The sequence below is a fragment of the Microlunatus speluncae genome (assembly GCF_009299835.1).
GTDB lineage: Bacteria > Actinomycetota > Actinomycetes > Propionibacteriales > Propionibacteriaceae > Microlunatus > Microlunatus speluncae.
Window position 1 is genome coordinate 138,627 of sequence record NZ_VKCZ01000007.1, and the last position, 25,577, is coordinate 164,203.

24 protein-coding genes and 1 tRNA gene are annotated in these 25,577 nt (G+C 67.9%); 16 read left to right on the top strand and 9 right to left on the bottom strand.

Annotation, left to right across the window (positions count from 1 at the left end):
• Positions 1 to 408 precede the first annotated feature (408 nt).
• Together FNH24_RS10300 and FNH24_RS10305 are read right to left on the bottom strand one after the other, a co-directional pair.
• Positions 409 to 1,314: a chymotrypsin family serine protease gene (locus FNH24_RS10300; RefSeq protein ID WP_152362089.1), complete on the bottom strand. Its 906-nt coding sequence runs from the start codon at positions 1,312 to 1,314 to the stop codon at positions 409 to 411.
• Between the two features lie 778 nt (positions 1,315 to 2,092).
• Positions 2,093 to 2,174, bottom strand: a tRNA-Tyr gene (locus FNH24_RS10305).
• Positions 2,175 to 2,276: 102 nt separating this feature from the next.
• On the opposite strand from FNH24_RS10305, the gene FNH24_RS10310 reads away from it, so the two are divergent.
• From FNH24_RS10310 to FNH24_RS10330, 5 genes are all read left to right on the top strand, one after another.
• The gene (locus tag FNH24_RS10310; RefSeq protein ID WP_152362090.1) at positions 2,277 to 2,735 is read left to right on the top strand and encodes a GNAT family N-acetyltransferase; all 459 of its coding nucleotides are present in this window, start codon (positions 2,277 to 2,279) and stop codon (positions 2,733 to 2,735) included.
• Positions 2,735 to 3,703 (top strand): phosphotransferase, encoded by a 969-nt coding sequence (locus FNH24_RS10315; protein WP_152362091.1) that lies wholly within the window; start codon positions 2,735 to 2,737, stop codon positions 3,701 to 3,703. Before FNH24_RS10310 ends, FNH24_RS10315 begins: the two co-directional genes overlap by 1 nt.
• 70 nt (positions 3,704 to 3,773) lie before the next feature.
• A complete protein-coding gene (locus tag FNH24_RS10320) occupies positions 3,774 to 4,265 on the top strand; it encodes a YajQ family cyclic di-GMP-binding protein (protein ID WP_152362092.1) in 492 nt (163 codons plus the stop codon).
• Between the two features lie 82 nt (positions 4,266 to 4,347).
• On the top strand, positions 4,348 to 5,157 hold the full coding sequence (locus tag FNH24_RS10325; RefSeq protein WP_152362093.1) for a hypothetical protein: 810 nt from the start codon (positions 4,348 to 4,350) through the stop codon (positions 5,155 to 5,157).
• Positions 5,154 to 5,873, top strand: coding sequence for a uracil-DNA glycosylase (locus tag FNH24_RS10330; RefSeq protein ID WP_152362094.1), 720 nt, complete (start codon positions 5,154 to 5,156; stop codon positions 5,871 to 5,873). The genes FNH24_RS10325 and FNH24_RS10330 overlap by 4 nt, the downstream gene beginning before the upstream one ends.
• 69 nt (positions 5,874 to 5,942) lie before the next feature.
• Here the strand turns inward: FNH24_RS10330 and FNH24_RS10335 are convergent, their stop codons facing one another.
• The 3 genes from FNH24_RS10335 to FNH24_RS10345 are packed head-to-tail and all read right to left on the bottom strand — an operon-like array spanning position 5,943 to position 9,081.
• Positions 5,943 to 6,830: a carbohydrate ABC transporter permease gene (locus FNH24_RS10335; protein WP_152362095.1), complete on the bottom strand. Its 888-nt coding sequence runs from the start codon at positions 6,828 to 6,830 to the stop codon at positions 5,943 to 5,945.
• Complete coding sequence (locus FNH24_RS10340; RefSeq protein ID WP_152362096.1) at positions 6,827 to 7,801, bottom strand: carbohydrate ABC transporter permease; 975 nt, start codon at positions 7,799 to 7,801, stop codon at positions 6,827 to 6,829. The genes FNH24_RS10335 and FNH24_RS10340 overlap by 4 nt, the downstream gene beginning before the upstream one ends.
• The gene (locus FNH24_RS10345; RefSeq protein ID WP_217428144.1) at positions 7,798 to 9,081 is read right to left on the bottom strand and encodes an ABC transporter substrate-binding protein; all 1,284 of its coding nucleotides are present in this window, start codon (positions 9,079 to 9,081) and stop codon (positions 7,798 to 7,800) included. Before FNH24_RS10345 ends, FNH24_RS10340 begins: the two co-directional genes overlap by 4 nt.
• A 219-nt stretch (positions 9,082 to 9,300) precedes the next feature.
• Here FNH24_RS10345 and FNH24_RS10350 point away from each other — a divergent pair, with 219 nt between their 5' ends.
• From FNH24_RS10350 to FNH24_RS10370, 5 genes are all read left to right on the top strand, one after another.
• A complete protein-coding gene (locus FNH24_RS10350; RefSeq protein WP_152362097.1) occupies positions 9,301 to 11,265 on the top strand; it encodes an aldo/keto reductase in 1,965 nt (654 codons plus the stop codon).
• Between the two features lie 45 nt (positions 11,266 to 11,310).
• The gene (locus FNH24_RS10355; protein WP_152362098.1) at positions 11,311 to 12,318 is read left to right on the top strand and encodes a LacI family DNA-binding transcriptional regulator; all 1,008 of its coding nucleotides are present in this window, start codon (positions 11,311 to 11,313) and stop codon (positions 12,316 to 12,318) included.
• Between the two features lie 132 nt (positions 12,319 to 12,450).
• Entirely contained in the window at positions 12,451 to 12,828 is a 378-nt protein-coding gene (locus FNH24_RS10360) for a YtxH domain-containing protein (protein WP_152362099.1), read from the top strand.
• 84 nt (positions 12,829 to 12,912) lie between these two features.
• Positions 12,913 to 13,323 (top strand): VOC family protein, encoded by a 411-nt coding sequence (locus FNH24_RS10365; RefSeq protein ID WP_152362100.1) that lies wholly within the window; start codon positions 12,913 to 12,915, stop codon positions 13,321 to 13,323.
• A 100-nt stretch (positions 13,324 to 13,423) separates the two neighbouring features.
• Positions 13,424 to 14,974: a beta-N-acetylhexosaminidase gene (locus tag FNH24_RS10370; RefSeq protein WP_152362101.1), complete on the top strand. Its 1,551-nt coding sequence runs from the start codon at positions 13,424 to 13,426 to the stop codon at positions 14,972 to 14,974.
• A 138-nt stretch (positions 14,975 to 15,112) separates the two neighbouring features.
• Here FNH24_RS10370 and FNH24_RS10375 read toward each other — a convergent pair whose 3' ends face one another.
• A complete protein-coding gene (locus tag FNH24_RS10375; RefSeq protein WP_152362102.1) occupies positions 15,113 to 16,270 on the bottom strand; it encodes an epoxide hydrolase family protein in 1,158 nt (385 codons plus the stop codon).
• Positions 16,271 to 16,333: 63 nt separating this feature from the next.
• Here FNH24_RS10375 and FNH24_RS10380 point away from each other — a divergent pair, with 63 nt between their 5' ends.
• Positions 16,334 to 17,287: a helix-turn-helix transcriptional regulator gene (locus FNH24_RS10380; protein ID WP_152362103.1), complete on the top strand. Its 954-nt coding sequence runs from the start codon at positions 16,334 to 16,336 to the stop codon at positions 17,285 to 17,287.
• Positions 17,288 to 17,803: 516 nt separating this feature from the next.
• On the opposite strand, the gene FNH24_RS10385 is transcribed toward FNH24_RS10380, so the two are convergent.
• Positions 17,804 to 18,271, bottom strand: coding sequence for a MarR family winged helix-turn-helix transcriptional regulator (locus FNH24_RS10385; protein WP_246186832.1), 468 nt, complete (start codon positions 18,269 to 18,271; stop codon positions 17,804 to 17,806).
• 55 nt (positions 18,272 to 18,326) lie between these two features.
• On the opposite strand from FNH24_RS10385, the gene FNH24_RS10390 reads away from it, so the two are divergent.
• Complete coding sequence (locus FNH24_RS10390; RefSeq protein WP_152362105.1) at positions 18,327 to 18,647, top strand: hypothetical protein; 321 nt, start codon at positions 18,327 to 18,329, stop codon at positions 18,645 to 18,647.
• A gap of 29 nt (positions 18,648 to 18,676) precedes the next feature.
• Here the strand turns inward: FNH24_RS10390 and FNH24_RS10395 are convergent, their stop codons facing one another.
• Positions 18,677 to 19,630, bottom strand: coding sequence for an SMP-30/gluconolactonase/LRE family protein (locus FNH24_RS10395; RefSeq protein ID WP_152362106.1), 954 nt, complete (start codon positions 19,628 to 19,630; stop codon positions 18,677 to 18,679).
• 95 nt (positions 19,631 to 19,725) lie between these two features.
• Here FNH24_RS10395 and FNH24_RS10400 point away from each other — a divergent pair, with 95 nt between their 5' ends.
• Positions 19,726 to 20,208 carry a MarR family winged helix-turn-helix transcriptional regulator gene (locus tag FNH24_RS10400; protein WP_152362107.1) on the top strand — a complete coding sequence of 161 codons (483 nt, stop codon included), beginning with the start codon at positions 19,726 to 19,728 and terminating at the stop codon, positions 20,206 to 20,208.
• 29 nt (positions 20,209 to 20,237) lie between these two features.
• Here FNH24_RS10400 and FNH24_RS10405 read toward each other — a convergent pair whose 3' ends face one another.
• Positions 20,238 to 21,329: a Gfo/Idh/MocA family protein gene (locus FNH24_RS10405; protein WP_246186833.1), complete on the bottom strand. Its 1,092-nt coding sequence runs from the start codon at positions 21,327 to 21,329 to the stop codon at positions 20,238 to 20,240.
• Positions 21,330 to 21,642: 313 nt separating this feature from the next.
• Here FNH24_RS10405 and FNH24_RS10410 point away from each other — a divergent pair, with 313 nt between their 5' ends.
• From FNH24_RS10410 to rarD, 3 genes are read left to right on the top strand one after another with little or no spacing between them, the layout of a single operon-like run.
• A complete protein-coding gene (locus FNH24_RS10410; RefSeq protein WP_152362108.1) occupies positions 21,643 to 23,523 on the top strand; it encodes a 2-oxoacid:acceptor oxidoreductase subunit alpha in 1,881 nt (626 codons plus the stop codon).
• Positions 23,520 to 24,617, top strand: a complete 1,098-nt coding sequence (locus FNH24_RS10415) for a 2-oxoacid:ferredoxin oxidoreductase subunit beta (protein WP_152362109.1) — start codon at positions 23,520 to 23,522, stop codon at positions 24,615 to 24,617. Before FNH24_RS10410 ends, FNH24_RS10415 begins: the two co-directional genes overlap by 4 nt.
• Before the next feature lie 27 nt (positions 24,618 to 24,644).
• Positions 24,645 to 25,553, top strand: a complete 909-nt coding sequence (rarD, locus tag FNH24_RS10420; RefSeq protein WP_152362110.1) for an EamA family transporter RarD — start codon at positions 24,645 to 24,647, stop codon at positions 25,551 to 25,553.
• The last annotated feature ends 24 nt before the right edge of the window (positions 25,554 to 25,577 follow it).

Consider the following 25,577-nt stretch of genomic DNA (forward strand, 5'->3'; position numbering starts at 1 on the left):
CTCGGCGTGGCTGACGTCAGAGGAGGCGATGGATCCGGATTCTGCGGTGGTCCAACCAAGGCGCACGACGACAACCCGATGACCGTCACCAGGGCTGCCCACAGCGCGGGAAGTCGGTTATCGAACCTTAAGCGCGTATCCACCATCTGTGAGGTCCTGGCTCTTGATATAGAGCAGTTTATTAAAGCACTTTGCGGGCGGCGTAGTGGCGATGCCAGCACAGCTCACCTCGCCGTAGCCGCCACTGATCATACCAGCAGCTCGAATATCGGCCAGAACTGAAGTATTCTTCAGGACTGGTCCGCCACTATCTCCCTGACCTAGTGCTCGAAGCGACGAAGTGCGGCGGACCGCAAGCGCACCCCATTTGCCCGTAGTATTTCCGGACATACCCGGCGTCAACCTGAACTAATGGTTCTCGTAAGCTATTTGGATATCGCAGTTCACTCCTGTGTAGGAGCCGGACGTGCAGACAAGGGTATTTGCCAAGCTCGGGGTTGCACCAACCACATTCTTGTAGACTCCGGCCGTGTTGTTCCACGCCTTGTCATACTGGCGAGGGGCGGCCGCTGAAGCAGAGATGTACATCTGATCATCAGCAGCGTCACGTCCCGATGTCGTTCCGATCGTGGATCCTGCCCCGTCCGTTGCGGTCCGGCCCGACTCTTGGCAATGTGCAGTAGTGATCAGGTAGTCTCGAGAGTCCTTGCGGACTGCGTATCCCGTCGTGCATGAGAAGCTTTTAATCCGAGCACCAGACTTCCAGCCGGGTGCTGCGCTACTGTCATTTTGTCTTGTTGCAACCGCAGGGACAATCGGCCCGGTTGTGTGATATTCGAGCACGTATGGATTCGCATCGGATGACCGTGCCGCTGGGGTTTCGATCAGGTTCACGATGAGGCCGTCGCCGTTGCTGGCAACTGAAACGCCGGCGACGTTTGGATCGGAATCCGCAAGACTCTCGGCCTCGGCCATGAGCTTGCTCTGGTTGAATCTGGACACACCGATTCGAAGTCTGACGTCGCCAGCTGCTAGGCGTATTGCTTCCCGCATTTCGTACGGAGCCATTCCGGTCAGAAACACCTCCAACAACCCGCCTTCGACGTCGGCGGACGCGCCACCATAGAACTCTGCCCAGTCAGGTCGCTCTTGGATTACTTGCTGGATCCTCGCGAAAGCGTCATCGATTGGAACCTGTACGATCTCGATAGGATCGGGCTCTTCAGCAGCCGCGTCTGTTCCTACCGAAAGACCACTAGCGATGACGAGTAGTGTGAACAGTGCCGCGCACGATCGTTTTTTAACTGAGAACATTATCGACTGACCTCCACAGTGAGGAAACTTCGGGGTTTCTATCAGGCAGAGTTGACGCGCAGGACGTCAACCGAGGGTCGTTCCGACGCCTGGTCGAGCGAGACGCCCCTTACTCGTCCCCCATTTCGCCGCTCCAGCAGTTACGCAAAAGTATCCGTCATCGGCCGGCTCTGCGTTTCAAAATCGGGCGATTCCTCGGTTGTCAGGCCGGCCGTCGCCCAAACGGAACAGGGGCAGTGCTCAACGGACGATACCGTCGCGTGCTTGTCATCGAGATTACGGGCGCTCCGGCGACGAGACGCAGTCTGTGTGGGCCAGGCCGCGGCCATCGAGGCCGGGAACCGAGACAGCCGGCGCCCCGCCGGGGATCGGATGATCACAGCAGCAGACAGCACCACGGGCTGGCGCCACGACGTGCACGGCCGCGGCCCGGTCGAACGGCCGCGGCTCGATCCTGTCGGCGGCAGGCTTGGGTACTTGGCCGCGGCGGGAGGCACCGGCCCGCTTCCCGATCCGGCCGACCTGGGTCGGCTGCACGCCGGTGAGCTTCGCTGTCTCAGCGACCGTGTGACCGGCCAGGTAGACATGGAAGGGGCTCGGCGACCCACCACTCCGCACACGGCCGGTGCGAGCGAGCTAGATCTGCCCGGCAGCTGTTCGCCTAACACGTATGTGACACAGATACCCGTAGATAGCCGGATTCAGCCGGACACATCTGGACTGGAACGATGGCACCCCCTGACCTGTTCTTCCTGGTCAGGGGGTGTTCTCACTGATGTGGCAGGTGTTGGATTCGAACCAACGTAGGCTGAGCCGGCGGATTTACAGTCCGCTCCCTTTGGCCGCTCGGGCAACCTGCCGTGCTGAGGACTCAGCGGGCAGAACAATAGCAACAGATCGGCGGACTGCCCAAAGCGGTTGGTCAGCCCCAGGCTGGGGGTGGTCTCGGCATAGTGTCGAGCATGGCCAACATCACGATCAGGAGTGCGCGGGGCGACGATGCCGAGAGGCTCGCCGGGGTCTATGAGTGGCTGTTCGCACCGCCGGGCAGCCGGCCCGCGGACTGGGATCCGGCGACGGCCGTCGAGCGGCTGCACGGCGTGATCAACAACATGCAGCGGTCCGCCGTCTTCCTCGCCGTCGACCCGGCCGACACGATCGTCGGGTTCTGCAGTGTCTATCGCGACATCGACTCCGTCCGGTTCGGACCGCGGGCCTGGGTCGAGGATCTCGCGGTCGATCCGCAGGGGCGGTCGCAGGGGCTGGGCAAGCGGCTGCTCGATGCCGCCCGCGGCTGGGCCCGCGAGCACGGCGCCGTCCACCTGGAGCTCGACTCGGCCGACGGCCGGGTCGACGCGCATCGGTTCTACCGCCGGGAGCAGCCGCTCTGGGAGGGACGCCTGTTCGGATTCAGCGTCTGATGATCGACCCCGATCGCCTGGCGGAGGCGTTCGGACTCTCCCCCGGCGGAAGCCTGGAACCCCTGCGGCACGGCGATCTCCCGACCTGGCGATGGACGATCGGCACCGACCGCTTCGTGGTCAAGGAGATCGTCCCGGCCGCCGGGGAGCTCCGCCGCGAGTACGTGGACCGGGCGATGATCTTGGAGCGGGTCGCGAGCGAGGCCGGGATCCGCACGCCCGAGCCGGTGGCTCCGGTCCGGCCGGACGTCGGCTGGTGCACCAAGATCACCGGTCACGGCTGGTATCGCGCCCATGCCTGGGTCGATCACCGACCACTGTCCCCGGACGACGAGATCGCCCCCTGGCTGGGGCAGACCCTCGCCACGCTGCACCGCCTGATCCCGGCCGACGACGAGCGCGACTGGCACTCGCTCGGGATCCACGACGATGCCACCTGGCGGACCTGGATCGACGCCGCCGAGTTGGGCGGGCGGGCCTGGGCCGGTCCGGCCCGGCGCCGGTTGCCGTTCATCGAGCGGTTGACCGATCGCCTGCGCAGCCGGTACGCGAGCGCCCCCGACTGGGTCGTCACCCACGGCGATCTTGACCGACAGAACGTGCTGATCGCGGCCGATGGACCGGTCCTGATCGACTGGGAGACGGTCTGGCCCTACAGCGCCGCGATGCAGGCCGGCCAGGTCGCCCTCCGCTTCGGCCACGATCGTCCGGACCGGGTCCGGGCGATCCTCGACTGCTACCGAAAGGCCGGCGGCCGGATCGACACGGTCGGAGCGGATCTGTTCATCGGCTCCGCCGGACACCGGCTGGCGTCCCTCGGCATCCGAATGCGGGTGGTGCTCGGCCTTCAGCCACCGCCCCGGTGGTTGGATCCCGACGCGGCGGACCGGCAGATCGGCGACCAGCTGCGGCGACTGCCCGACCTCGTCGCCGACCTCGACGACCGGGCCCGAGCCGTCACCCACTGACCCGGCGCGCACGGACTGAGCAGAATAGGCTCGGTCCACTACGCCGACACACGATCCAGCGGAGGTAGGAATGGCTGCAGAGAGTTCGTTCGACATCGTCAGCAAGGTCGATCGCCAGGAGATCGACAACGCGCTGAACCAGGCCGCGAAGGAGGTCCGGCAACGGTTCGACTTCAAGAACACCGACGCCAAGATCGAATGGTCCGGGGAACAGATCGAGATGGAGGCCGTCTCCGAGGAGCGGGTCAAGGCCGTGCTCGACGTCTTCCAGTCCAAGCTGGTCCGGCGCGGCATCAGCCTGAAGTCGCTGGACGCCGACGATCCCCGCTCCTCGGGCAAGCTGTACAAGATCACCGCCACCGTCACCGAGGGCATCACCCAGGAGAACGCGAAGAAGGTCTCCAAGATCATCCGGGACGAGGGGCCGAAGGGCATCAAGGCTCAGATCCAGGGTGACGAGCTCCGGGTCAGCGGCAAGAAGCGGGACGATCTGCAGGCCGTGCAGGCCCTGCTCAAGGACCAGGACTTCGACTTCGCGATCCAGTTCACCAACTATCGGTGACGGTTGCGTACGCGCTGGTCGTGAGCAGGTCACCGGTGTCGGGTCGATGGGCCACGGCGGGCTGCTGACGACGAGGACGCGGATGGCGAATCAGACGATCAATGTGGGGACCTGGGCCAAGACCGTCCCGCGGTACGGCTTCAGGCTGGCCGACCTGGATCTCTATGTCCTGAAGGAACATGACGACATCCTCCGAGCGCTCGGCCAGGAACGCGGCACCTCCCGGAGTCGCAACACACTGCGGGTGCTGGCCGGCCTGGGCTGCCTGTTCGCACTCGTCGGGGGCGTGAGCACGATGGGCGGCCCGATTCTGAGCACCCAGGGTGGCGTGACCAGCACGGTTGGCGAGGCCGGCCCGCTCAGTGACGACCTCGGGGTCCCGTTCACCGCCTGGTGCTTCGTCGTCGTCTTCCTCGGTGTGGCCGGAATCGCCTATCGGTGGTTGACCACCGACCGTCACTCAGCCGCCGCCGAGATCGGATATCTGGCCGCCGCCGTCGTCTGCAGCGGATTCGCGCTGTGGCAGCTCGGGCACGACCGCGGGGTCGACGTCCTCGGCTTCGCACCGGCCTCCGTCCCCGTCTGGGCGACGGTCGTGGCGGCTGCGCTGCTGTTGACGGCCGTGCTGTTCGGCTCCCGCGGCCGCCGCGCACCGGTTCCGAGGCACTTTCGAACGGTCGGCTCGCCGGACCGGCAGCAGGTGCTCGACCTCGTCGCGGCCCTGGAGCCGGCGGTACGGGAGAAGCGACTCGATCAGCGCCGCCGCGCGATCACCAGACTGCGGGAGCGTGGCCTGATCGACGAGCCCGAAGCGGCGATGATCGGATCCACACCGCTGGGCACCTCGCCGACCATCGACCCGCGGCCCAGCGGTGGAGGCGTTGGCGGATGACAGGTCACACCCCGCCGACGCTGGCAGATCTCGACCGGGCGGTGTCGGAGTGCCGGCGCTGTCCGCGGCTGGTCGACTGGCGGGAACAGGTCGCGCGGGAGAAGCGGGCCGCGTTCCGGGACGAGACCTACTGGGGCCGGGCGGTGCCCGGGTTCGGCCCGGCCGACGCCGCGCTGCTGATCGTCGGGCTCGCCCCTGCGGCGCACGGGGCCAATCGGACCGGCCGGATGTTCACCGGTGACCGGTCCGGCGAGGTGCTGTACGCGGCCCTGCACGCGGTCGGGCTCGCGTCGCAGCCGACCTCGGTGCACGCCGGCGACGGCCTCACCCTGCACCGGACCCGGATCACCGCGCCGGTGCACTGCGCGCCGCCGGCCAACAAGCCGACGCCGGCCGAGCGGGACAACTGCCGGCCCTGGCTGGTCCAGGAGCTGGCGCTGCTCCGCCCCACGGTTCGAGCGGTCGTCGTCCTCGGCGCGTTCGGCTGGCAGGCGCTGCTGCCGGTGCTCAACGAAGCCGCCTGGCGGGTCCCGGTGCCCCGGCCGGTCTTCGGCCACGCCGCCCGAGTTGATCTTCCGGCCCGTGACGGCGGACCGCCGCTCGCGGTCTTCGGCTGTTACCACGTGTCGCAGCAGAACACGTTCACCGGCAAGCTGACGCCGGCCATGGTCCGCGCCGTGCTGAGCGCCGCCGCTTCGGCCGCCGGGATCGCGTAACCAACGACAACGGGGAAGATCCGACCGGGAGTACCCGGCGAGATCCTCCCCGTTGTCCACTCGTCGCGGTCAGCCCTTCAGGGCACCGGCCGCGATGTTGGCTATGAAGTGCCGCGAGCCGATGATGAAGATCCCGATCAGCGGCAGGACGCTGATCAGGGCGCCGGCCATCACCATGCTGTAGTCGGTGATGTAGATCGAGTTCAGCGTCTGCAGCGCGGTCTGCAGGGTCTGCTGCTTCGGATTCACCAGGATGATCAACGGCCAGACGTAGTCGTTCCAGGCGCCGATGAAGGTGAAGATGCCGAGGAACGCCAGCCCGCTGCGCAGCATCGGCACCCCGACGTTCCAGTACGTCCGCCAGAAGCCGGCGCCGTCGATCCGGGCCGACTCCACCAGCTCGTCCGGGATCGATCCGGCCGCGAACTGACGCAACAGGAAGATGCCGAACGCGTTCGCCGCCCCGGGGATGATCAGCGCCTCGAAGCGACCGACCCAGCCGATCTCCGACATCAGCACGAAGCTCGGCACCAGGGACAGGCTGCCCGGCACCAGGAACGTCGCGATCAAGATCACGAAGAGCACGTTCTTGCCCGGGAAGTGGTATTTGGCGAACGCGAACGCCGCCAGCGAGTCGAAGAACATGACCAGCACGGCACAGGCCAGCGAGACGAACAGGGTGTTGATCAAGGCACCGATCAGATCGATGCTCGACACGACCTTGGTCAGGTTCTCGATCAGGTGCGGACCGAAGGTCAGCTTGGGCGGATAGTCGAAGATCTCGGCCGTGGTGTTGGTCGACATCACCACCAGCCAGTAGAACGGATACAGCGACAGCAGCACGCCGACGATGATGCAGGCGTGCGTCACGATCCGGCCGACCAGATTGCGGCGGACGGTGTTGCGGTCCCGGCGGCCCTGATCCGGATCGGTGGGCCGATCGAGCAGTGTGGTCATTTCGCCGCCCCCTCGTTACGACCGGGCTTGATCTTCATCGAGTCTCGCTCCCGGACCAGCCGCCAGTTGATGATCGCGAACACCGCCGCGATGATGAACAGAGCCCAGGCGATCGCCGAGCCGTAACCGAAGTCGAACTGCACGAACGCCTGCGTGTACTGGTAAAGCACGATCGTCATGCCGGCCTCGTTCGGGCCGCCCTCGTTACCGAGCAACACCTGCGGCTCGGTGAACAGGCTCAAGCCGCCGACGGTCGAGGTGATCACCGTGAACAGGATCACCGGGCGCAGCATCGGCACCGTGATCGAGGAGAAGATCCGCCAGGTGCTGGCCCCGTCGACCTTGGCCGCGTCGTACAGCTCGGTCGGGATGGCCTGCAGGCCGGCGAGATAGATGATCGCGTTGTAGCCGGTGAACCGCCAGATCACCATCACGGCGATGGTGATCTTGATCCCCCAGTCCGAGGACAACCACGGCACCTCGTCCAGGTTGAGCGCCGTCAGGGCCGAGTTGACCAGGCCGAACGAGTCGGAGAAGACCGACCCGAAGACGATCGCCATGGCCACCATGGAGGTGACGTTCGGGATGAAGTACGCCAGCCGGTAGAAGCCCTTGAACCTGATGTTGGAGTGCAGCAGGAAGGCGATCACCAGAGCCAGGAACAGCATCGGGATGGTCGAGATGAACCAGATGATGAAGGTGTTGCCCACCGCGTTCCAGAACCGCTCGTCGGTGAGCAGGTACTGATACTGCGCCAGGCCGACGAACTTGATCTCCCCCATCCCGTCCCAGTCGGTGAAGGACAGGAAGATCGAGAACACGATCGGGAACAGTCCGAAGATCAGGAACAGGATGTAGAACGGCGCGATCGCCAGATATTGCGGCAGGAACTTCCGCAACGGGTTCGGCCGCTGCCGCGGCTCCGGCGTCTGCGCGGCCCGGGCCGGCGCGGCCTCCGTGGTCGTGGTCATCCCAACACCCCCCGCTTCGCCAGCACCTTGTTGCACTGGTTCACCGCGTCGTCCCACGCCTGCTCGGGATCCTTGCCACTGGTCTCGACGTTGTCGACTTCCTTGCCGAAGAACGAGACCTGGGCCTCGTACGTGCTGACGAACGTGGTCGGCACCGCCTTCGCCGCCTCGGCGAAGAAGGCCAACCCGTCCTGATCACCGAAGAATCCCGACTCGTCCTTCATCGAGCCCGACGTGAACGACGCCGGCGTCGACGGGAACAGCTGGATCTCGTTGAACGTCGCCGCCTGGTTCTCCGGCGAAGTCAGCCACCGGATGAACGCGACCGCGGCCTCCGGATCCTTGCAGGCGGCCGGCACCGCCAGGAACGATCCGCCGCTGTTGCCCGGCTTCACCGGCTGGCTGGCGATCCGCCATTTCCCCGCGGTGTCCGGGGCCGTGTCCTTCAGGATCTCGCCCCACCAGACCGCCTCCACGTTGCCGACGGTCTTGCCGCTCACCCAGGCCGAGTTCTGATCACCGCTGGTGTTGGAGGTGAAGCCGGCCGTGACTCCTGCCTGGATCGCCTTCATGGCGAGCTCCCAGGCCTGCCGGACCGTGCTGTTGTCGTTCTCGTACAAGGGCCGGTTCTGATCATCGAAGTAACGCTCGGAGCTCGCGTTGATGAACTGGTTGTAGAGGCTCTTGCCGGCGTTCACCATGGCCCGGTCCGAATTCGTCCGGAGCTTCTGGCCGACCTCGATCCATTCCTCCCAGGTGCGCGTCTGCGCGCTGACCTCCTCCGGTTCGCTGGGCAACTTCGCCTCGGCGAACAGGTCGGAGCGGTAGTAGAAGCCGGTCGGCCCGGTGTCCATCGGCCAGAAGCAGAAGCGACCGGTCGGGGTCGTGCCGAGCTTCCATTTCCACGGGTAGTAGTCGGCCTCGACGTCCTTCGCCCCGTACTGGTTGAAGTCCAGGAACTTGTCCTCGGCCAGGAAGTACAGCGAGGCGTTGGAGTTGATGCCCGAGATGTCGGGGATGTAGCTGCCACCGGCCAGGCTGGTGCGCAGTTTGGTGTCGAACGTGCCGCCGATCGTGTCGGCGCGCAGTCGCATGTCGGTGCCCGGGATCTGCTGCGCCGCCTGCTCCAGCAGCTTCGGACTGACCGAACGTTTCCAGTACCACAGCACCAGCTCGCGCGGGTCCGCGGAGATCGAGGTCTGCCCGCAGCCGGGGAGTAACCCCGCCGCCAAGGCAGCAGCACCCAGCCCGAGTAAACCCCGGCGGGACCATCGTGTCATTGCCACACTCCTCATCATTGAGAGCTGTCGGGCATGCAGAAGCACATGATCGTGAACGCTCACGATGCTGTTATGAAAGGGTCCCCTCTGTCAACCCTCCGGCCGGTCACAAAGTGGTTGACCCGACGTGTCCGGCCGCGTTAGCGTGATCGTGCTGTGAACGTTCACGGCCAAGACCGGTCGGGAACCTGAGACCTCACTGTTCGGAGCCGCACACTCATGGTCAATGCCGTTCGCTGGGCCGTCATCGGTCCCGGAAACATCGCCCGCCGCTTCGCCACCCAGCTCAGCTCGAGTCAGTACGGCTCGCTGGTCTCGGTCGGTAGCTCGGATCCCGAGCGCGCCCGCACCTTCGCCGAGGAGTTCGGCGCCGCCAAGTCCGGCGACTACGACTCGGTCCTGTCCGACCCCGAGGTCGACGCCGTCTACGTCGCCACCGTGCACACGACCCACGCCGAGCTGACCATCGCGGCGCTGCAGGCCGGCAAGCACGTGCTGTGTGAGAAGCCGATCGCGCCCAACCACGGCCAGGCGATGGCCATGGTCGACGCGGCCCGCGCCGCCGACCGGGTGCTGGTCGAGGCCTACATGTATCGCTTCCACCCGCAGACAAAGAAGGTGCTGGAGCTGGTCGGCGACGGCACGATCGGCGACCTGGTGCACATCGACGCCGCGTTCGCGTTCGCCACCGGGCGTTCCGAGGGCCGGCTGTTCGACCCGAATCTCGCCGGCGGCGGCATCCTCGACGTCGGCGGCTACCCGATCTCGTACGCGCGAGCCATCGCCGGCGCCGCGGCCGGCAAGCCGTTCCTCGACCCGATCTCACTCGACGCCAAGGGCACCGTCGACGGCGGCGTGGATGTCTGGAGCGTCGCCCAGCTGAGCTTCGCCGGCGGCGTCACCGCGTCCGCCCGGACCGGCATCCGGGTCAGCGAATCCTCCGTCACCGTGTACGGCACCAAGGGCCTGATCAAGCTCAGCGACCCCTGGACCCTGTCCGAGCAGCCCGTCCTCACCCTGACCGTGGCCGGTCAGGACCCGCAGGAGCTCACCTTCGAGGCGAAGCCGTACGCGCTCGAGGCCGACGGCCTGGCCGCCGCGGTCGGGGTCGGTGAGACGACCGAGATCAGCCTCGACGACAGCCTCGGCAACGCCAAGGCCCTGGACGCCTGGCGCGAGGCGATCAGCCTGCGCTACCCGTTCGAGGCCGACGACGCCGACATCCCGACCGTCTCGGGGCAGCCACTCCGGGTCGACGACAGCACGATGATCTACGGCGAGATCGCCGGCATCGGCAAGCGGGTCTCGCGGCTGGTGATGGGCTGCGACAACCAGCCCAACCTGTCCCACGCCTCGGCGCTGTTCGATCACTTCTACTCCCTCGGCGGCAACGCGTTCGACACCGCCTACATCTACGGCCGCGGCGCGCACGAAACCCTGCTGGGCCAGTGGATCCGCAACCGCGGGGTCCGCGAGGACGTCGTGGTGATCACCAAGGGCGCGCACACGCCGCATTGCGATCCCGAGTCGATCACCCGGCAGTTGCTGGAGTCGCTGGAGCGGCAGGGCACCGACTACGCCGACATCTATCTGATGCACCGGGACAACGAGGACATCCCGGTCGGCGAGTTCGTCGACGTCCTCGACGGGCACGTCAAGGCCGGCCGGATCAAGGTCTTCGGCGGCTCGAACTGGCGGCCGGAGCGCATCGACGAGGCGAATGCGTACGCCCGCACGGCCGGCAAGCAGGGCTTCGAGTTGCTGAGCAACCACTTCGGGCTGGCCGAGGCCTATGACGTGCCGTGGAACGGTTGCCGGCACGCCACCGACCCGGAGTCGAAGCGCTGGCTGGCGGAGCGGCAGATCCCGTTGCTGCCGTGGTCGTCGCAGGCCCGCGGCTTCTTCACCGGCCGGGCCCGCCCGGATGACCGGTCCGACGAGGAACTGGTGCGCTGCTACTACAGCGACGAGAACTTCGAGCGGCTGCGCCGGGCGGAGAAGGTCGCCGCCGAGTTCGGCGTGGCGGCCACGGCGATCGCGCTGGCCTTCGTGCTGCACCAGCCGTTCCCGACGTTCCCGCTGTTCGGGCCGCGTTCGATCGCCGAGACCCGGTCCTCGATCGACGCCCTGAAGGTGAAGCTGACGCCGGAGCAGGTCGCCTATCTCGACCTGGCGTCGGACTGAAATCTGCTGGGCCGACGACCTCCGGCTCGTTACCCTTCAGCCACCATGACCGCCCGATCCAAGTCCGCCGCCACCCCGGCGCACCGCGCGACGATCAACGACGTCGCCGCGGCCGCCGGGGTGTCCCGGCAGACGGTGACCCGGGCGATGAACGGCATGCCGGGGATCAACCCGGCGACCAAGGACCGGGTGCTGACCGCGGCGAAGCGGCTCCGCTATCGCCCGTCGCGATTCGGCCGCGGCCTGGTGAAGCCGGAGCCGCACACCCTCGGCCTGGTGGTCGACGATCTGACCAACCCGTACTATCCCGAGCTGGCCTCGGCAGTGATCGGCGAGGCGGCCAAGCAGGGCTGGAACGTCATCGTGGCCGAAAAGATCCACGCCGGCGATCGGGAGGAGCTGCTGAGTGAGGTCGCCGGCCAGGTCGACGCCCTGCTCGGGTACCTCAACGATTCCGAGGGACTTGATCAACTCGGTGACCTGCCCTGCGTCCAGTTCGACAGCGAGCCGGGGGCGACGGTCGGCGGCATCGAGCAGGACTTCGAGCCGGCCATGGCCGACCTGGTCGACCATCTGCTCGATCGCGGGGTGCGGCATCCGGTGCTGCTCGATATCTCTCCGCCCGGACCGTTGTCCCGCCGCGGCCAGTGTTTCGTCGACCTGATGCGAGCTCGCGGCATCGAGCCGCCGGTGACCCAGGTGATCGAGAACTCGATGGCCGCCGGGGCCGCCGGCAGCCAGGCGATCCTGCAAGATCATCCGGGCACGGACGCGATCATGGCCTTCAACGACGTTGCGGCCTGCGGCACGCTGAAGACGCTGCGCCGAGCCGGTATCGACGTGCCGGGACAGATCAAGGTGGCGGGATTCGACGGCCTCAGCCTCGGCACGTACGTCTCCCCGCAACTGACCACTCTGGCGCTCGACGTGCAGGGCGTCGCCGCGGCGGCGGTCGGGCTCGCACTCGGCATGGCGGCGGGCGAGATCCCCCGCTCCGGTCCCCGGGCCCGGCGTCGCGTGTCGTACCGACTGGTGGTCCGCGAGTCCAGTTGATCTTGCCGGCCAAGATCATCCCGCCGCGCAGGAAACGACCGGTCGAAGAATTCTGCGGTCAGGACTGTTTTCCGGTACTTTTCCAGCCCTAGGATGACGACGCCAGCGGGACATTGGACGAAGGAGATGGCAATGGGTCTGTTCGATGAAATCAAGGAGAAGGCCAGCGAGCTCGGCGAGAAGGCCAAGGAGGGCTTCGAGGCCGCCAAGGACAAGGCCGAGGACTTCGCCGAGGTCGCGAGGGACAAGGCCGAGGATCTGGTCGACGACGTGAAGGACCGGTTCGACGGTGACGACACCCCGGCCGACAAGGTCGAGGACGGCGCCGCCGCCGCGGCCGACACCGTCGGCGAAGGGGTCCAGAACGTGGCCGACGCGGCCGATTCGCCGGCCGTGCAGGAAGCCGCCAACGCGGTCGACGACGGTGCGCACAACGCGGCCGCCGGGGTCGGCGACACCGCCCAGGATCTGCAGGACAAGGCCGACGATCTTCAGGGTGGCAACCGCTGATCCGGTCATCGAATCCGTGGGGCGCCATCCGATCCGGATGGCGCCCTTCGCACGTCCCCGGACAACGACTGGCAAGCTAGCGCCATGACCAGCCGGATCTCTCACACCAGCATCGACGCGAAGAACGCCTACGCCCAATCGGTTTGGTGGGCCGACGTGCTGGGTCTGTCCGAGGACCCCGACGATCCGAACGAGCCCGGCCACGAAGAATGCATGATCATGTCCGCCGACCGGTCGCTCCAGGTGCTGTTCATCGAGGTGCCCGAGGGCAAGACCGTGAAGAACCGGATCCATTTCGATCTTCGCCCGACCGACCTGACCCAGGCCGGGGAGATCGACCGGCTGCTCGGCCTCGGCGCGACCGAGGTCGCCGACCACCGCCGGGACGGCGCCGGCTGGATGACCCTGGCCGACCCGGAGGGCAACGAGTTCTGCATCCTCCTCAGCGACGACGAGCGGGCCGCCTTCCTGGCCCGCGTCGACGCGGCCTCCTGACCCCAACCGTCCCCTGAGCCTGTCGAAGGGCAAGCCTGATCTGGCCTGCCCTGCGACAGGCTCAGGGAACGAAACAAGCGCCGAGTCTTAGGCTGGGCTGGTGAACCTGTTGCCTCGCCCGACGTCCGTGACCGCTGGGTCCGGGACGTTCGTCTTCGATCATGATCTCCGGATCGCCGCGCCGCCGGCCTGGGCCGCGATCGCCCGCCGGCTGCTGACGCCCGGCACCGGGCTGGACCTGTTGCCGGCCGACGACGGTGCGTTCGTGATCAGCGAGGCCGACCTGCCGCCGGAGGCGTACCGGCTGGAAGTGACGCCGGACAAGATCACCATCTCGGCGGCGGACGACCGGGGCGTCAACTGGGCGATCCAGACGCTGCGGCAGCTGCTGCCGCCGGCCGTGCTCCGGCCGGCGCCGAGCACGGATGATCAAGCGATCGACTGCGTCACGATCGAGGACCGGCCGCGGTTCGGCTGGCGCGGGGTGATGCTCGACGTGGGCCGGCACTTCATGCCGCTCGGCGACCTGTTCCGGTTCGTCGATCTGCTGGCTCTGCACAAGTACAACACCTTCCAGCTGCACCTGACCGAGGATCAGGGCTGGCGGTTCGAGTCGAAGAAGTACCCGAAGCTGCAGCGGCTCGGCAGCTGGCGGACGGAGACGAAGCGGCACCTCGATGATCATGGTGACGGCACGCCGCACGGCGGCTTCTACACCCAAGATCAACTCCGGTCGCTGGTCCGCTACGCCGAGCAGCGCGGGATCACGATCGTGCCCGAGCTCGAGTTCCCCGGCCACGTGTTGAGCCTGCTCACCGCGTACCCGGAGCTCGGCAACCACCCCGAGTCCGGCTATCAGACGGCGACCACCTTCGGCATCTTCCCCGAGGTGCTGAACATGACCGACGACGCCCTCACGGTCGTCTTCGATCTCTACACCGAGCTGCTGGAGATCTTCCCCAGCCGGTACGTGCACGTCGGCGGCGACGAGTGCCCACGGACCGAGTGGATCGGCAACCCGGCCACCGAGCGGCTTGCGGCCGAGCGCGGACTGGCGGGGCCGGAGCAACTGCAGCGCTGGTTCACCGAGCGGCTCCGGGACTGGCTGGCCGAGCGCGGCCGGCAGCTGGTCGGCTGGGACGAGATCAACGACGAGGGCCTGCTCGAGGGCGCGGTCACCATGGCCTGGCGCAACTCCAGCTACGGCGTCGCCGCGGCCCAGGGTGGCGGCGAGGTGATCATGGCGCCGACCTCGCACACGTACTTCGACTACTACCCCAGCGATGATCATGACGAGCAGTACGGCATCGGCGGCCTGGTCACCACCGATCGGGTCTATTCGCTGGAGCCGACCGACGGCATCCCGGCCGAGCTCCATGATCGAATCCTGGGCACCCAGTGCCAGGTCTGGACCGAATACATGCCGACCACCCGCCGGGTCGACTACATGCTCTATCCCCGCGCCTGCGCCCACGCCGAGGTCGCCTGGTCCGACCCGGCCGACCGCGACTGGGCCGAGTTCTCCACCCGCCTGGCCCAGCACCTGATCCGCCTCGACGCCCAAGGCGTCAACTACCGCCCCGAGCAAGGTCCGCACCCCTGGCAACAAGGCGGCACCGGCCCCCTCCGCCGCCCCGACGCCCACAAATAGCCGCGACCCTGGTCAAGCGAGGTTTGGGTGTTCGTCCCCTGAGCCTGTCGAAGGGCAGGCCCGATGATGCTCCTGCTGTGTCTGAGGAGTTGACGACTGTGACTTGCCCTTCGACAGGCTCAGGGAACGAACTGGCAGCTAGCGGAGGTCTCGAAAGAACTCGCGGACGTCCTTGATCAACAGCTCCGGTTCTTCCAGGGCGGCGAAGTGGCCGCCGCGGTCGACGTCGGTCCAGCGGGTGATGGTGTTCTCGCGCTCCGCGTACCGGCGGATGCCGACGTCGTGGGCGAAGACGAGGGCGGCGGTGGGCACGCCGGAGTTCTCGTTGCCGACGCCCCAGGGTTGATCTTGGGCGTAACCGACATAACCGGCGGTGCCGGCGGTGCCGGTCAGCCAGTAGAACATCGCGTTGGTGAGCAGCCGGTCCCGGCCGATCACGTCGCCGGGGTCGGCCTGCTGCGGGTGGGTCCACTCCCGGAACTTGTCCATCAGCCAGGCCAGCTGCCCGACGGGTGAATCGACGAGCCCGTATGCCAGCGTCTGCGGCCGGGTCGACTGGATCGCGATGTAGCCGAACTCCTGCTGCAGGAACGCCTCGACCCGGGCCACCCGATCCTGATCCAACGACGACAGCGAGGCACGCTCCTCGTCCGCCATCGGCAGCGGCGGCAACGGGCCGGGACCGCCGTTGACGTGCACGCCGACCACCCGCTCCGGCGCGACCCGGCCGACCTCCGGTGAGACCGCGGCACCGATGTCGCCGCCCTGCACCGCATACCGGTCGTAGCCCAGCCGTCCCATCAGTTCGTCCCAGGCCCGGGCGATCCGCTGCACCGTCCAACCCGACGAGGTGACCGGGCTGGAGAATCCGAAGCCGGGCAGCGCGGGAATGACCACGTGGAAGGCGTCCGCGGCCTCGCCGCCGTGCGCGACCGGGTCGGTCAGCGGCCCGATCAGGTCCAGGAACTCGACCACCGAGCCCGGCCAGCCGTGGGTCAGCAGCAGCGGCAACGCGTCGGCCTCGGTCGATCGAACGTGCAGGAAGTGGATCGGCTGGCCGTCGAGCTCGGTCTTGAACTGCGGGTACGCGTTCAGCTCCCGCTCCGCCGCGCGCCAGTCGTACTCCTCGCGCCAATAGCGGACCAGTTCACGCAGCCAGCCGACCGGGACGCCGGTGTCCCAGTCGTCGCCGGGCAGCGCCGCGGGCCAGCGGGTCGCATCGAGCCGCGCGTGCAGGCCGGCCAGTTCCTCGTCAGTCACCTCGATGCGGAAGGGATGGATCGTCTCGTGGTTCATGAGAACGACACTAGGATCAACCTAGGGCGGAAACGGCCCTAGCCTGACGAGAGATTTGACGACATGCGAGAAACCTCGGCCCGGCTGCTCCGGCTGCTGTCCCTGCTGCAGGGCCCGGTGCCGCGGAGTGGCACCGAACTGACCGAGCGGCTCGGCGTCGACGCCCGGACCGTGCGCCGCGACATCGAACGGCTGCGCGACCTCGGCTATCCGGTCGAGACCACGCCCGGCGTCGCCGGCTATCGGCTCGGCGCGGGCGCCGGGGTGCCGCCGCTGCTGCTGGACGACGACGAGGCGGTGGCCGTCGCGATCGGGCTGCGGACCGCCGCCGCGGGCACGGTCGCCGGGATCGAGGAGAGCTCGCTGCGCGCGCTGACCAAGCTGGAACAGGTGCTGCCGTCCCGGCTGCGGCACCGGGTCCGCACCCTCGGCAGCGTCACCGTGCCGGTCCCGGCCGGCACCGCCGCCGTCGACCCGGCCGTGCTGGCCGCGGTCGCCGCGGCCTGCGCGGCGCACGAGCAGCTCCGCTTCGACTACGCCTCGGGCCCGAACGCGAGCCGGCGCCGGACCGAACCGCACCGGCTGCTGCACACCGGCCGGCACTGGTACCTCCTCGCCTGGGACCTCGACCGGGCCGACTGGCGCACCTTTCGGCTCGATCGGCTCCGGCCCCGGACCCCGACCGGGCCCCGCTTCACGCCCCGGGAGGCGCCCGAGGTCGACACTGCCAGCGGGACCGTCCGCCGCTTCTCGACCGGAGGCTACCGCTACACCGGCCGCTTCACCCTGCACGTGCCGGCCCAGGTCGCCGCCGACCGGATCACCCCGTCCGTCGGCTACCTGGAGCCGGCCGGCGACGACCGCTGCACCCTGGTCGCCGGCTCCGACTCACTGGACGAGTTGATCTTGTACGTCGGCCTGTTCGGCTTCGAGTTCGAGGCCCACGAGCCGCCGGAGTTGATCACCCGGATCCAGGAACTCTGCACCCTGCTCACCCGTGCCACCACGGCTCCCTGACCGCTTGTTTCGTTCCCTGAGCTGTCGAAGAGCAAGCCAGCCGGTTCCTCTCCTGGGTTCGGCCTGACGGCCGGAAAGGACGCACCAAGGGCGGACCCGACGCGAGCAGCACCCGAAGCCGCTCCATTGGCCACTGAGAAAGTCTCCGAAACCTCAGCCAAGCGCGCGAGACCCCGGTTGGACACTCGCCGAGTCGCGGTGCCGTACCGGATGCGTCGCGGGAGGGATTTCAAGCGCAGCGATGAAGGGCAGGTTGGGCATGGAGTGCACCCGGGCGGCCGGCCGCCGGACGGGCGGCACCGAGTGTGACCCTAACGACGCCGATCCGGCGACCGGGCGTCGATAACGTCACACTCGACGCAACCCCGGACACAACACCCGCTGAACCCAAGCGCGCCGACCCTGGGTCAGGCCGCGACGCGACTCCTATCGGCCCACGCGACGGCTGTAACACTCGCGTCGGCCAGTAGCAGTCGCGCGGCGGCTTTCGATGCTCGTGCGGCTCGCAATCCTGGGTTAGGGGGCGTCGGTGGTGGCTCGTTTGATCAGATCGGTGAGGGAGGCGTGGACGCGGCGGACCTCGGCCAGGTCCATGTCGAGCTTCTTCATGATCGTCGGCGGGATGTCGAGTGCCTTCTGTCGCAACCGCCGGCCGCGGGGAGTGAGCGAGATCCGCAGGCTGCGTTCGTCGTCGGGATCGCGGTCGCGTCGGACGTAGCCGGACTCGGCCAGCCGCCGGACCAGCGGAGAGAGGGTGGCGGCGTCATTGGAGACGAGGTCGGTCAGCTCCCGCAGCGAGAGCGAGCCGTGCTGCCACAGGGCCAGCATCACCAGATACTGCGGATGGGTCAGCCCCATCGGCTCCAGGATCGGCCGATAGAGCCCGATCACGGTCCGCGATGCGACCGCGAGGGCGAAGCAGACCTGCTGCTCCAGCGCGAGCAGATCCGGCTCCTCGACCTCGGCGGGAATGGATTCAGCCACGACCGCATTATACTTTGTACGCGAACAATTCGTGCACGAAGTAAGTGAGGAAGCCATGTCCGATCCCGATCCGGGCCGGCGCGACTCGGCCCGGGCGGCCGAGGAACAGAGCCTCGACCTGGTCCAGCGCCTGGTGATGAGCACGATCGTCTGGGTCGTGTTCGGCTTCCTGACCGTCGCCCTCGCCGCCTACCTCGCCGTCCGCGGCGAAGCCGACCTCGGCCGGGAGCGCGCCCTGGGCCTCTGGGTGATGACCGGAGTGATCGGCATCGTCGCGGCCGTCGCGACGCTGGTGATCAACCGCCGCAAACCCTGGCACCCGCTCGTCCTGCTCGGCCTGCTGCCGCTGGTGATCTCGGCCGCCTGGATCCTCTGAGCCGACCCGGACCACCGGTCGGGCCGGGCTCAGCAGGCAGGATCGGGCAGCGCGCTGACCGTGTACGGCGGCCGGCCCGGCCGCTGGTCCAGCTGGCTGTTGACGACGTACAACCGGCAGCGATGCACGGCGACCGTGGACGGCAACGCGAACGGCTTTCCCGCCGCGTCGGTGAGCAGCCGGTGGGTGATCGTTCCGCGGCGCAGCGCGGGATCGAGGTCGGCCAGATAGACCCCGTGCGGCGCGCCGTAGTTGAGCACCCCGTAGAGCGTGCTGCCGACCAGCTCGAGCCCGTCGGCGCCGAAGCTCTGGTCGCCGAGATCGAGCCGGCTGATCTCCCGCCCGGCGACCTCCACCCGCCAGACCGCCTCGGTCCCGTTCGAGGCGATCAGCAGCGTGCGGCCGTCGGCCGAGGCGGTGATCCCGTTGAGCAGCCAGAACTGCGCCGGGAAGCCGGGGAACGCGGGCCGCAGATCGAGCCAGGGCTCCAGCGGCCCGACCCGGCCGCCCCGCACCGTGGCGCGATACACGATCGGGTTGGCCCAGTCGGTGACGTAGACGGCGGTGCGGGTGACGACAAGATCATTCAGGTCGGACGGCCCGAGCGGGCCGCCGGCGGCGGAGCGGCGGTGGATCAGCCGACCGCGCGGCGTGTGCACCGTCAGTTGATCACGACCGACCGACCAGATCTCGCCGCCCGGGCCCAGGTGCACACCCAACGTCTTGCCCCGATCGGACAGACCGTCAACCGGCAGCGACGTGAGCCGGGGGTTGCCCACGTCGCCGCGGTTGATCGCCCCGGTCCCATCGGAACCGACGATCATGGTGCCGGCCGAATCGATCGCGATCCCTTCCGGCAGGAAGCCGGGTGTCTCGGAGACGACGTACTCGACGGGCCGGGGGCCGGCGGCGGCCACGGCGGCCGAGCAGGTCAGCGCGATCGCGACCACGGCGATCTTGATCATGCGAGCGGCGATGCCCATGGCTCATCCCCCGGGACGAAACTAGTACGAGCTCGGACTATATCCCGAATCGCGATCGGCCGCGGCCGGATGGCGAGACTCGTAGGTTGAACCCCATGGCGAACGAGACGGACGGCGACGAGGCTCGCCAGATCGGCAGCGCCGACGGCAATCTCCTGCTCGACCTGCACGTCCTCGATCAGCGGATCGGCCGGCTGGTCGAGGTGGCACTGATCGGCGCCGGAGTCACCCCGGCGGAATTCGCCGTCTACAGCCAACTCGGCATCGCGCCGATGACGCCGCGGCAGCTCAGCCAACGACTCGGCGTCAAGCGCTCGACGCTGACCGGGCACCTGGCCGCCCTGGACCGGCGCGGTCACGTGAGCCGCAGCGCCAACCCCCTCGACGCTCGCTCCTATCGGGTCGAGCTGACCGACGCCGGCCGGGCCTGTCTGGAGACCTGCCGTCCCGCGTTCCGCCGAGCCCTGACCGTTTTCCATGACGCGCTCGGTCAGGATCCCGACCGGATCCGCACCGTCCTGGCCGACCTCGATACGGCCGCTGCGGCCGCGATCGAGCGGCTCGACCGGGACCCATAGACAGGGTGTCACCGTTCGACACCACTCTGCTAGTCCAGCGACACTTCCGCTCCCTCGGCCGCCGAGGCATAGATCGCCTCCACCACCGCGGCCCGCCGTAGCGCTTCCTCTCCCCAATGGTCACCGGAGGTCCCGGAGCGCACCTTGGCCAGGAAGTTGCCCACGGTGGCCCGAATGCCGCCGTTCTCCGGCACCAGGGGTTGGAGCACGGCCGGCGTCCCGTCGACCTCGGTCCACACGTTCAACCGCTGGTACGGGGCGTTCGGCGGCCCGCCCCACTCATAGCTCGCCCCGCCCTCCGTGCCGTAGACCGTCACGTAGCACTGATCATGCGGGATCCATTGCGCCCAACTCGCCTCGAGCAGCAGCGTCGCCCCGCCGGACAGGCGAAGGAAGGCGGTCGAGAGATCCTCGACCTCGAAGGCGACCCGGCCGTCCGGATCCGCGACCGGCCGCGCCCGGCCGGCCATCCCTCCTCGACCCCGCGGACCGAAGACCGCATAGCCGGCCGCAGACGCGGAGTGCACCGCGGGCTCATCCAGCAGGTGCAGCGCCATGTCCAGCATGTGCACGCCGATGTCCATCATCGTCCCGCCGCCGGCCAGGGTCGACCGGGTGAACCAACTTCCGAGGCTGGGGATTCCCTGCCGCCGCAGCCAGCCGGCCTTGGCGTAATAGAGCTCACCGAGCTGCCCGGAGGTGATCAACTCCCGCATCGCCCGGACCGCGCCGCGCTGCCGCTGATTGAAGGAGATGTCGAGCACTCGGTCGTTGGACCGCGCCGCCTCGGCCATCGACCGGGCTGAGGCCAGGGACTCGGCCATCGGCTTCTCGGACAGGACGTGGATCCCCGCGTTCAGCGCCGCAACGGCGATCGGAGCGTGCAGCGCGGTCGGGGTGGCGACGCTGATCACGTCGAGGTCGCCGTCGGCGATCATGGTCGCCCAGTCCGGATAAAGCCGTCGGACGCCGAAGTCGGCACCCAGCCCGGCGAGCTGATCGGGCTCCTGCCCGGCCAGCGCGACCAGCTCGACGCCGTCCAACTCGGAGTAGGCCCGCATGTGCCCTCGGCCGACCCCCAGGCCCACCACTCCCGCGCGCAGCGGCGCCCTGCCGGTCACGACCACCTCCGTGTCTGAATGACCTGGAATGCCATCGTCGGCGCACACTACCCGTCAGCCGTCACGGACCCTTCGGCGGATCATGATTTCGCCAAGTAGAATAGTCCGTACCTATTGTGGAAGTTCTTCGATGACGGAGGACAAGGTGTGAGGAGTCACAGCGGCCACACCGGTCCATCCCGTGGATCGGGATTGGGTCTAGTCAGGGTCGCCTTATGATGGGTGACTGCGACCGCGGCCGACACCCGTACCGGGGCTCTCTCCTCGGACTCGGCCCCGCAGTCAGACGACGCCAAGGAAGAAGGCATCCCGGGTGACAACCGTCCAGACGCTCGATCGAGTGGTGATCCGATTCGCCGGCGACTCCGGCGACGGCATGCAACTCACCGGCGATCGGTTCACCGCCGACGCGGCGGTCTTCGGCAACGACATCTCGACCCTGCCGAACTTCCCGGCCGAGATCCGGGCACCGGCCGGGACCCTGCCGGGTGTCTCCAGCTTCCAGCTGCACTTCGCCAACTACGACATCATGACGCCGGGCGACCGGCCGGACGTGCTGGTGGTGATGAACCCGGCGGCACTCAAGGCCAACATCGCCGACCTGCCCCGCGGCGGCTTGATCATCGCCGACACGGCCGACTTCACCAAGCGCAACCTGGCCCGGGTCGGTTACGACGCCAACCCGCTCGAGGACGGCAGCCTGGAGGCCTACCAGCTGCACGCGTTCGACCTGACCCAGCTGACCGTCGAGGCGGTCAAGGAGTTCGGGCTGAGCCGCAAGGACGCGTCGCGGGCGAAGAACATGTTCGCGCTCGGCCTGCTGTCCTGGCTCTACCACCGGCCGACCGAGGGAACGATCAAGTTCCTCTCCACCAAGTTCGCCTCCAAGCCGGACATCCGCGACGCCAACATCACGTCCTTCAAGACCGGGTACGCGTTCGGCGAGACCACCGAGGTCTTCGCCAACACGTTCCAGGTCGAGCCGGCCCCGATGCCGTCCGGTCACTACCGGCAGATCTCCGGCAACGTGGCGCTGGCGTACGGGCTGATCACCGCGTCCAAGAAGAGCGGCCTTCCGCTGTTCCTCGGCGCCTATCCGATCACTCCGGCCTCCGACGTGCTGCACGAACTGTCCAAGCACAAGCGGTTCGGGGTCACCACGTTCCAAGCCGAGGACGAGATCGCCGGCGTCGGCGCCGCCCTCGGGGCCAGCTTCGCCGGGCACCTGGGCGTGACCACCAGCTCCGGGCCGGGCATCGCGCTGAAGATGGAGGCGATCGGCCTGGCGGTGATGACCGAACTGCCGCTGGTGGTCTGCGACATCCAGCGCGCCGGCCCCTCCACCGGGATGCCGACCAAGACCGAGCAGGCGGACCTGTTGCAGGTGATGTTCGGCCGCAACGGCGAGGCGCCGGTCCCGATCCTGGCCGCCCAGTCGCCGCTGGACTGCTTCGACACCGCGATCGAGGCGACCCGGATCGCGATCAAGTACCGGACGCCGGTGATCTTGCTCTCCGACGGCTACATCGCCAACGGCGCCGAGCCGTGGAAGGTGCCGGACATCGCGGCGATCCCGCCGATCGATCCCGGCTTCGCCACCGCCAAGAACGGCACCGACAAAGAGGGCGCCGAGGTCTACTACCCCTACCGGCGGGATCCCGAGACGCTGGCCCGACCGTGGGCCATCCCGGGCACCGCCGGCCTGCAGCACCGGATCGGCGGCATCGAGAAGGCCAAGGACACCGGCGCGGTCTCCTACGACCCGGCCAACCACGACGCGATGGTGCGGACCCGGCAGGCCAAGATCGACGGGATCGTCCAGGACATTCCCGATCTTGTTGTGAACGAGGACGACGGCTCCGACGGCGCCAAGGTGTTGATCTTGGGCTGGGGCTCGACCTACGGCCCGATCGTGGCCGCGGTCCGCCGGGTGCGCAAGACCGGTCGCAAGATCGCGTTCACCCACCTGCGCCACCTGAACCCGTTCCCGGCCAACCTCGGCGAGATCCTGAAGTCCTACGACAAGGTGATCGTGCCGGAGATGAACCTCGGCCAGCTGGCCCTGCTGCTGCGGGCCAAGTATCTGGTCGACGTGCAGTCGTACTCACGGGTCCGCGGGCTGCCGATCTCGCTCGGCGAGCTCGCCGTTGATCTTGAACAGGAAATCGACAAGCTGGAAGGAGCGAGCCGGTGACCGCGCTCGCAAACGGTTCCCGCCCCCAGGACGCCGGCCGGCCGGAATACCCGGGCCTGGCCGGGGTGCCGCTGTCGCTGGAGCCGCTGAAGCGGAAGGACTTCACCTCCGATCAGGAGGTGCGCTGGTGCCCCGGCTGCGGCGACTATGCCGTGCTGGCGGCGTTCCAGGGCTTCATGCCGGAGCTGGGGATCGCCAAGGAGAACACGGTGATCGTCTCCGGCATCGGCTGCTCCTCCCGGTTCCCGTACTACGTCGACAGCTACGGGATGCACTCGATCCACGGCCGGGCACCGGCGATCGCGACCGGCGTGGCCACCGCCCGGCAGGACCTGGCGGTGTTCGTGATCACCGGTGACGGCGACGCGCTGTCGATCGGCGGCAACCACCTGATCCACGCCCTGCGCCGCAACGTCAACTTCACGATCTTGTTGTTCAACAACCGGATCTACGGGCTGACCAAGGGCCAGTACTCACCGACCTCCGAGGTCGGCAAGGTGACCAAGTCGACGCCGATGGGCTCGCTGGACAACCCGTTCAACCCGATCTCGCTGGCGCTCGGCGCCGAGGCCACCTTCGTGGCCCGGACCATCGACTCCGACCGCAAGCACCTGACCGGTGTGCTCAAGGAGGCCGCGGCGCACCGTGGTTCGTCGCTGGTGGAGATCTATCAGAACTGCCCGATCTTCAACGACGGCGCGTTCGACGAGCTGAACGGCCGCGACGCGAACGCCGACGCGATCATCCCGCTCCGGCACGGCGAGCCGATCGTCTTCGGCACCGACAACCGGCTCGGCGTGATCCGCGACCCGAAGACCGGCGACTTCAGCGTCGCCGAGGTGTCCGAGGTCGGCCTGGAGTCGATCGTCATCCATGATCAACACCGGGCCGATCCGTCGTACGCCTTCGGGCTGTCCCGGCTGACCGACGCCGGGGTGTTGCACCGGGCGCCGATCGGCGTCTTCCGCAGCGTCGAGGCCCCCGCCTACGACGACCTGAGCCGGGACCAGCTCGTGCTGGCCGCCCAGCAGGGTGGCTCCGAGGACGATCTGCAGACCATGATCGCCGGAGGCGACACCTGGGACGTGGAGTGATCTCCACGCACTCGCTGTGACCCGCGGGTGACGACGCCGGGCGATCAGGATTCCCGGCTGCGCAAGGGCACGCTCTACGGCCTCAGCGCGTACGGACTCTGGGGCCTGTTCCCCGCCTTCTGGCCGCTGGTCGGCCGGGCCGGCGCGGTGGAGTTGTTGGCCCACCGGGTGGTCTGGTCCTTCCTGGTCTCGCTCGCCCTGTGGCTGATCCTGGTCCCCCGCGGCTCACTCCGCGGGATGCTCGTCCGGCCGAAGTTGATCATGCTCGCCGGCGCGGCGGTGGTGATCTCGGTCAACTGGGGCGTCTTCATCTGGGCCGCGACCAACGGGCACGTGGTGGAGACCGCGCTGGGCTACTACATCAACCCGATCCTGTCGATCCTGCTCGGCGTGATCATCTGGTCCGAGCGACTGGCCCCGGTGCAGTGGGCGTGCGTCGGGCTGGCCGCGGTGGCGGTGGTCGTGCTGACCGTCGACTACGGCCGGCCGCCCTGGGTATCGCTGGTGCTGGCGGTCTCGTTCGCCTTGTACGGCTTCCTGAAGAAGAAGATCAACGCCGGCGCGGTGGAGACCCTGACCATCGAATCCGCCTATCTGGCACCGATCGCGCTCGGCTATCTGATCTTCCTCCAGGCCACCGGCGGGCTGACCTTCGGCCACCTCGGCTGGGGCCACACCCTGCTGCTGATCGCCAGCGGACCGATCACCGCGCTGCCGCTGCTGTTGTTCGCGGCATCGGCGACCCGGGTCCCGCTCAGCACGCTGGGGCTGCTGCAGTATCTGGCGCCGACGCTGCAGTTCATCCTCGGCGTCGCCTACTTCGGTGAGCAGATGTCCTTCGGCCGGTGGATCGGGTTCGGTCTGGTCTGGCTGGCCCTGATGCTGCTCACCACCTACGGACTGCTCCGGGCCCGCCGGTCCCGCATTCGTACCTGATTCTTCACCCGGACACCGCCGAGC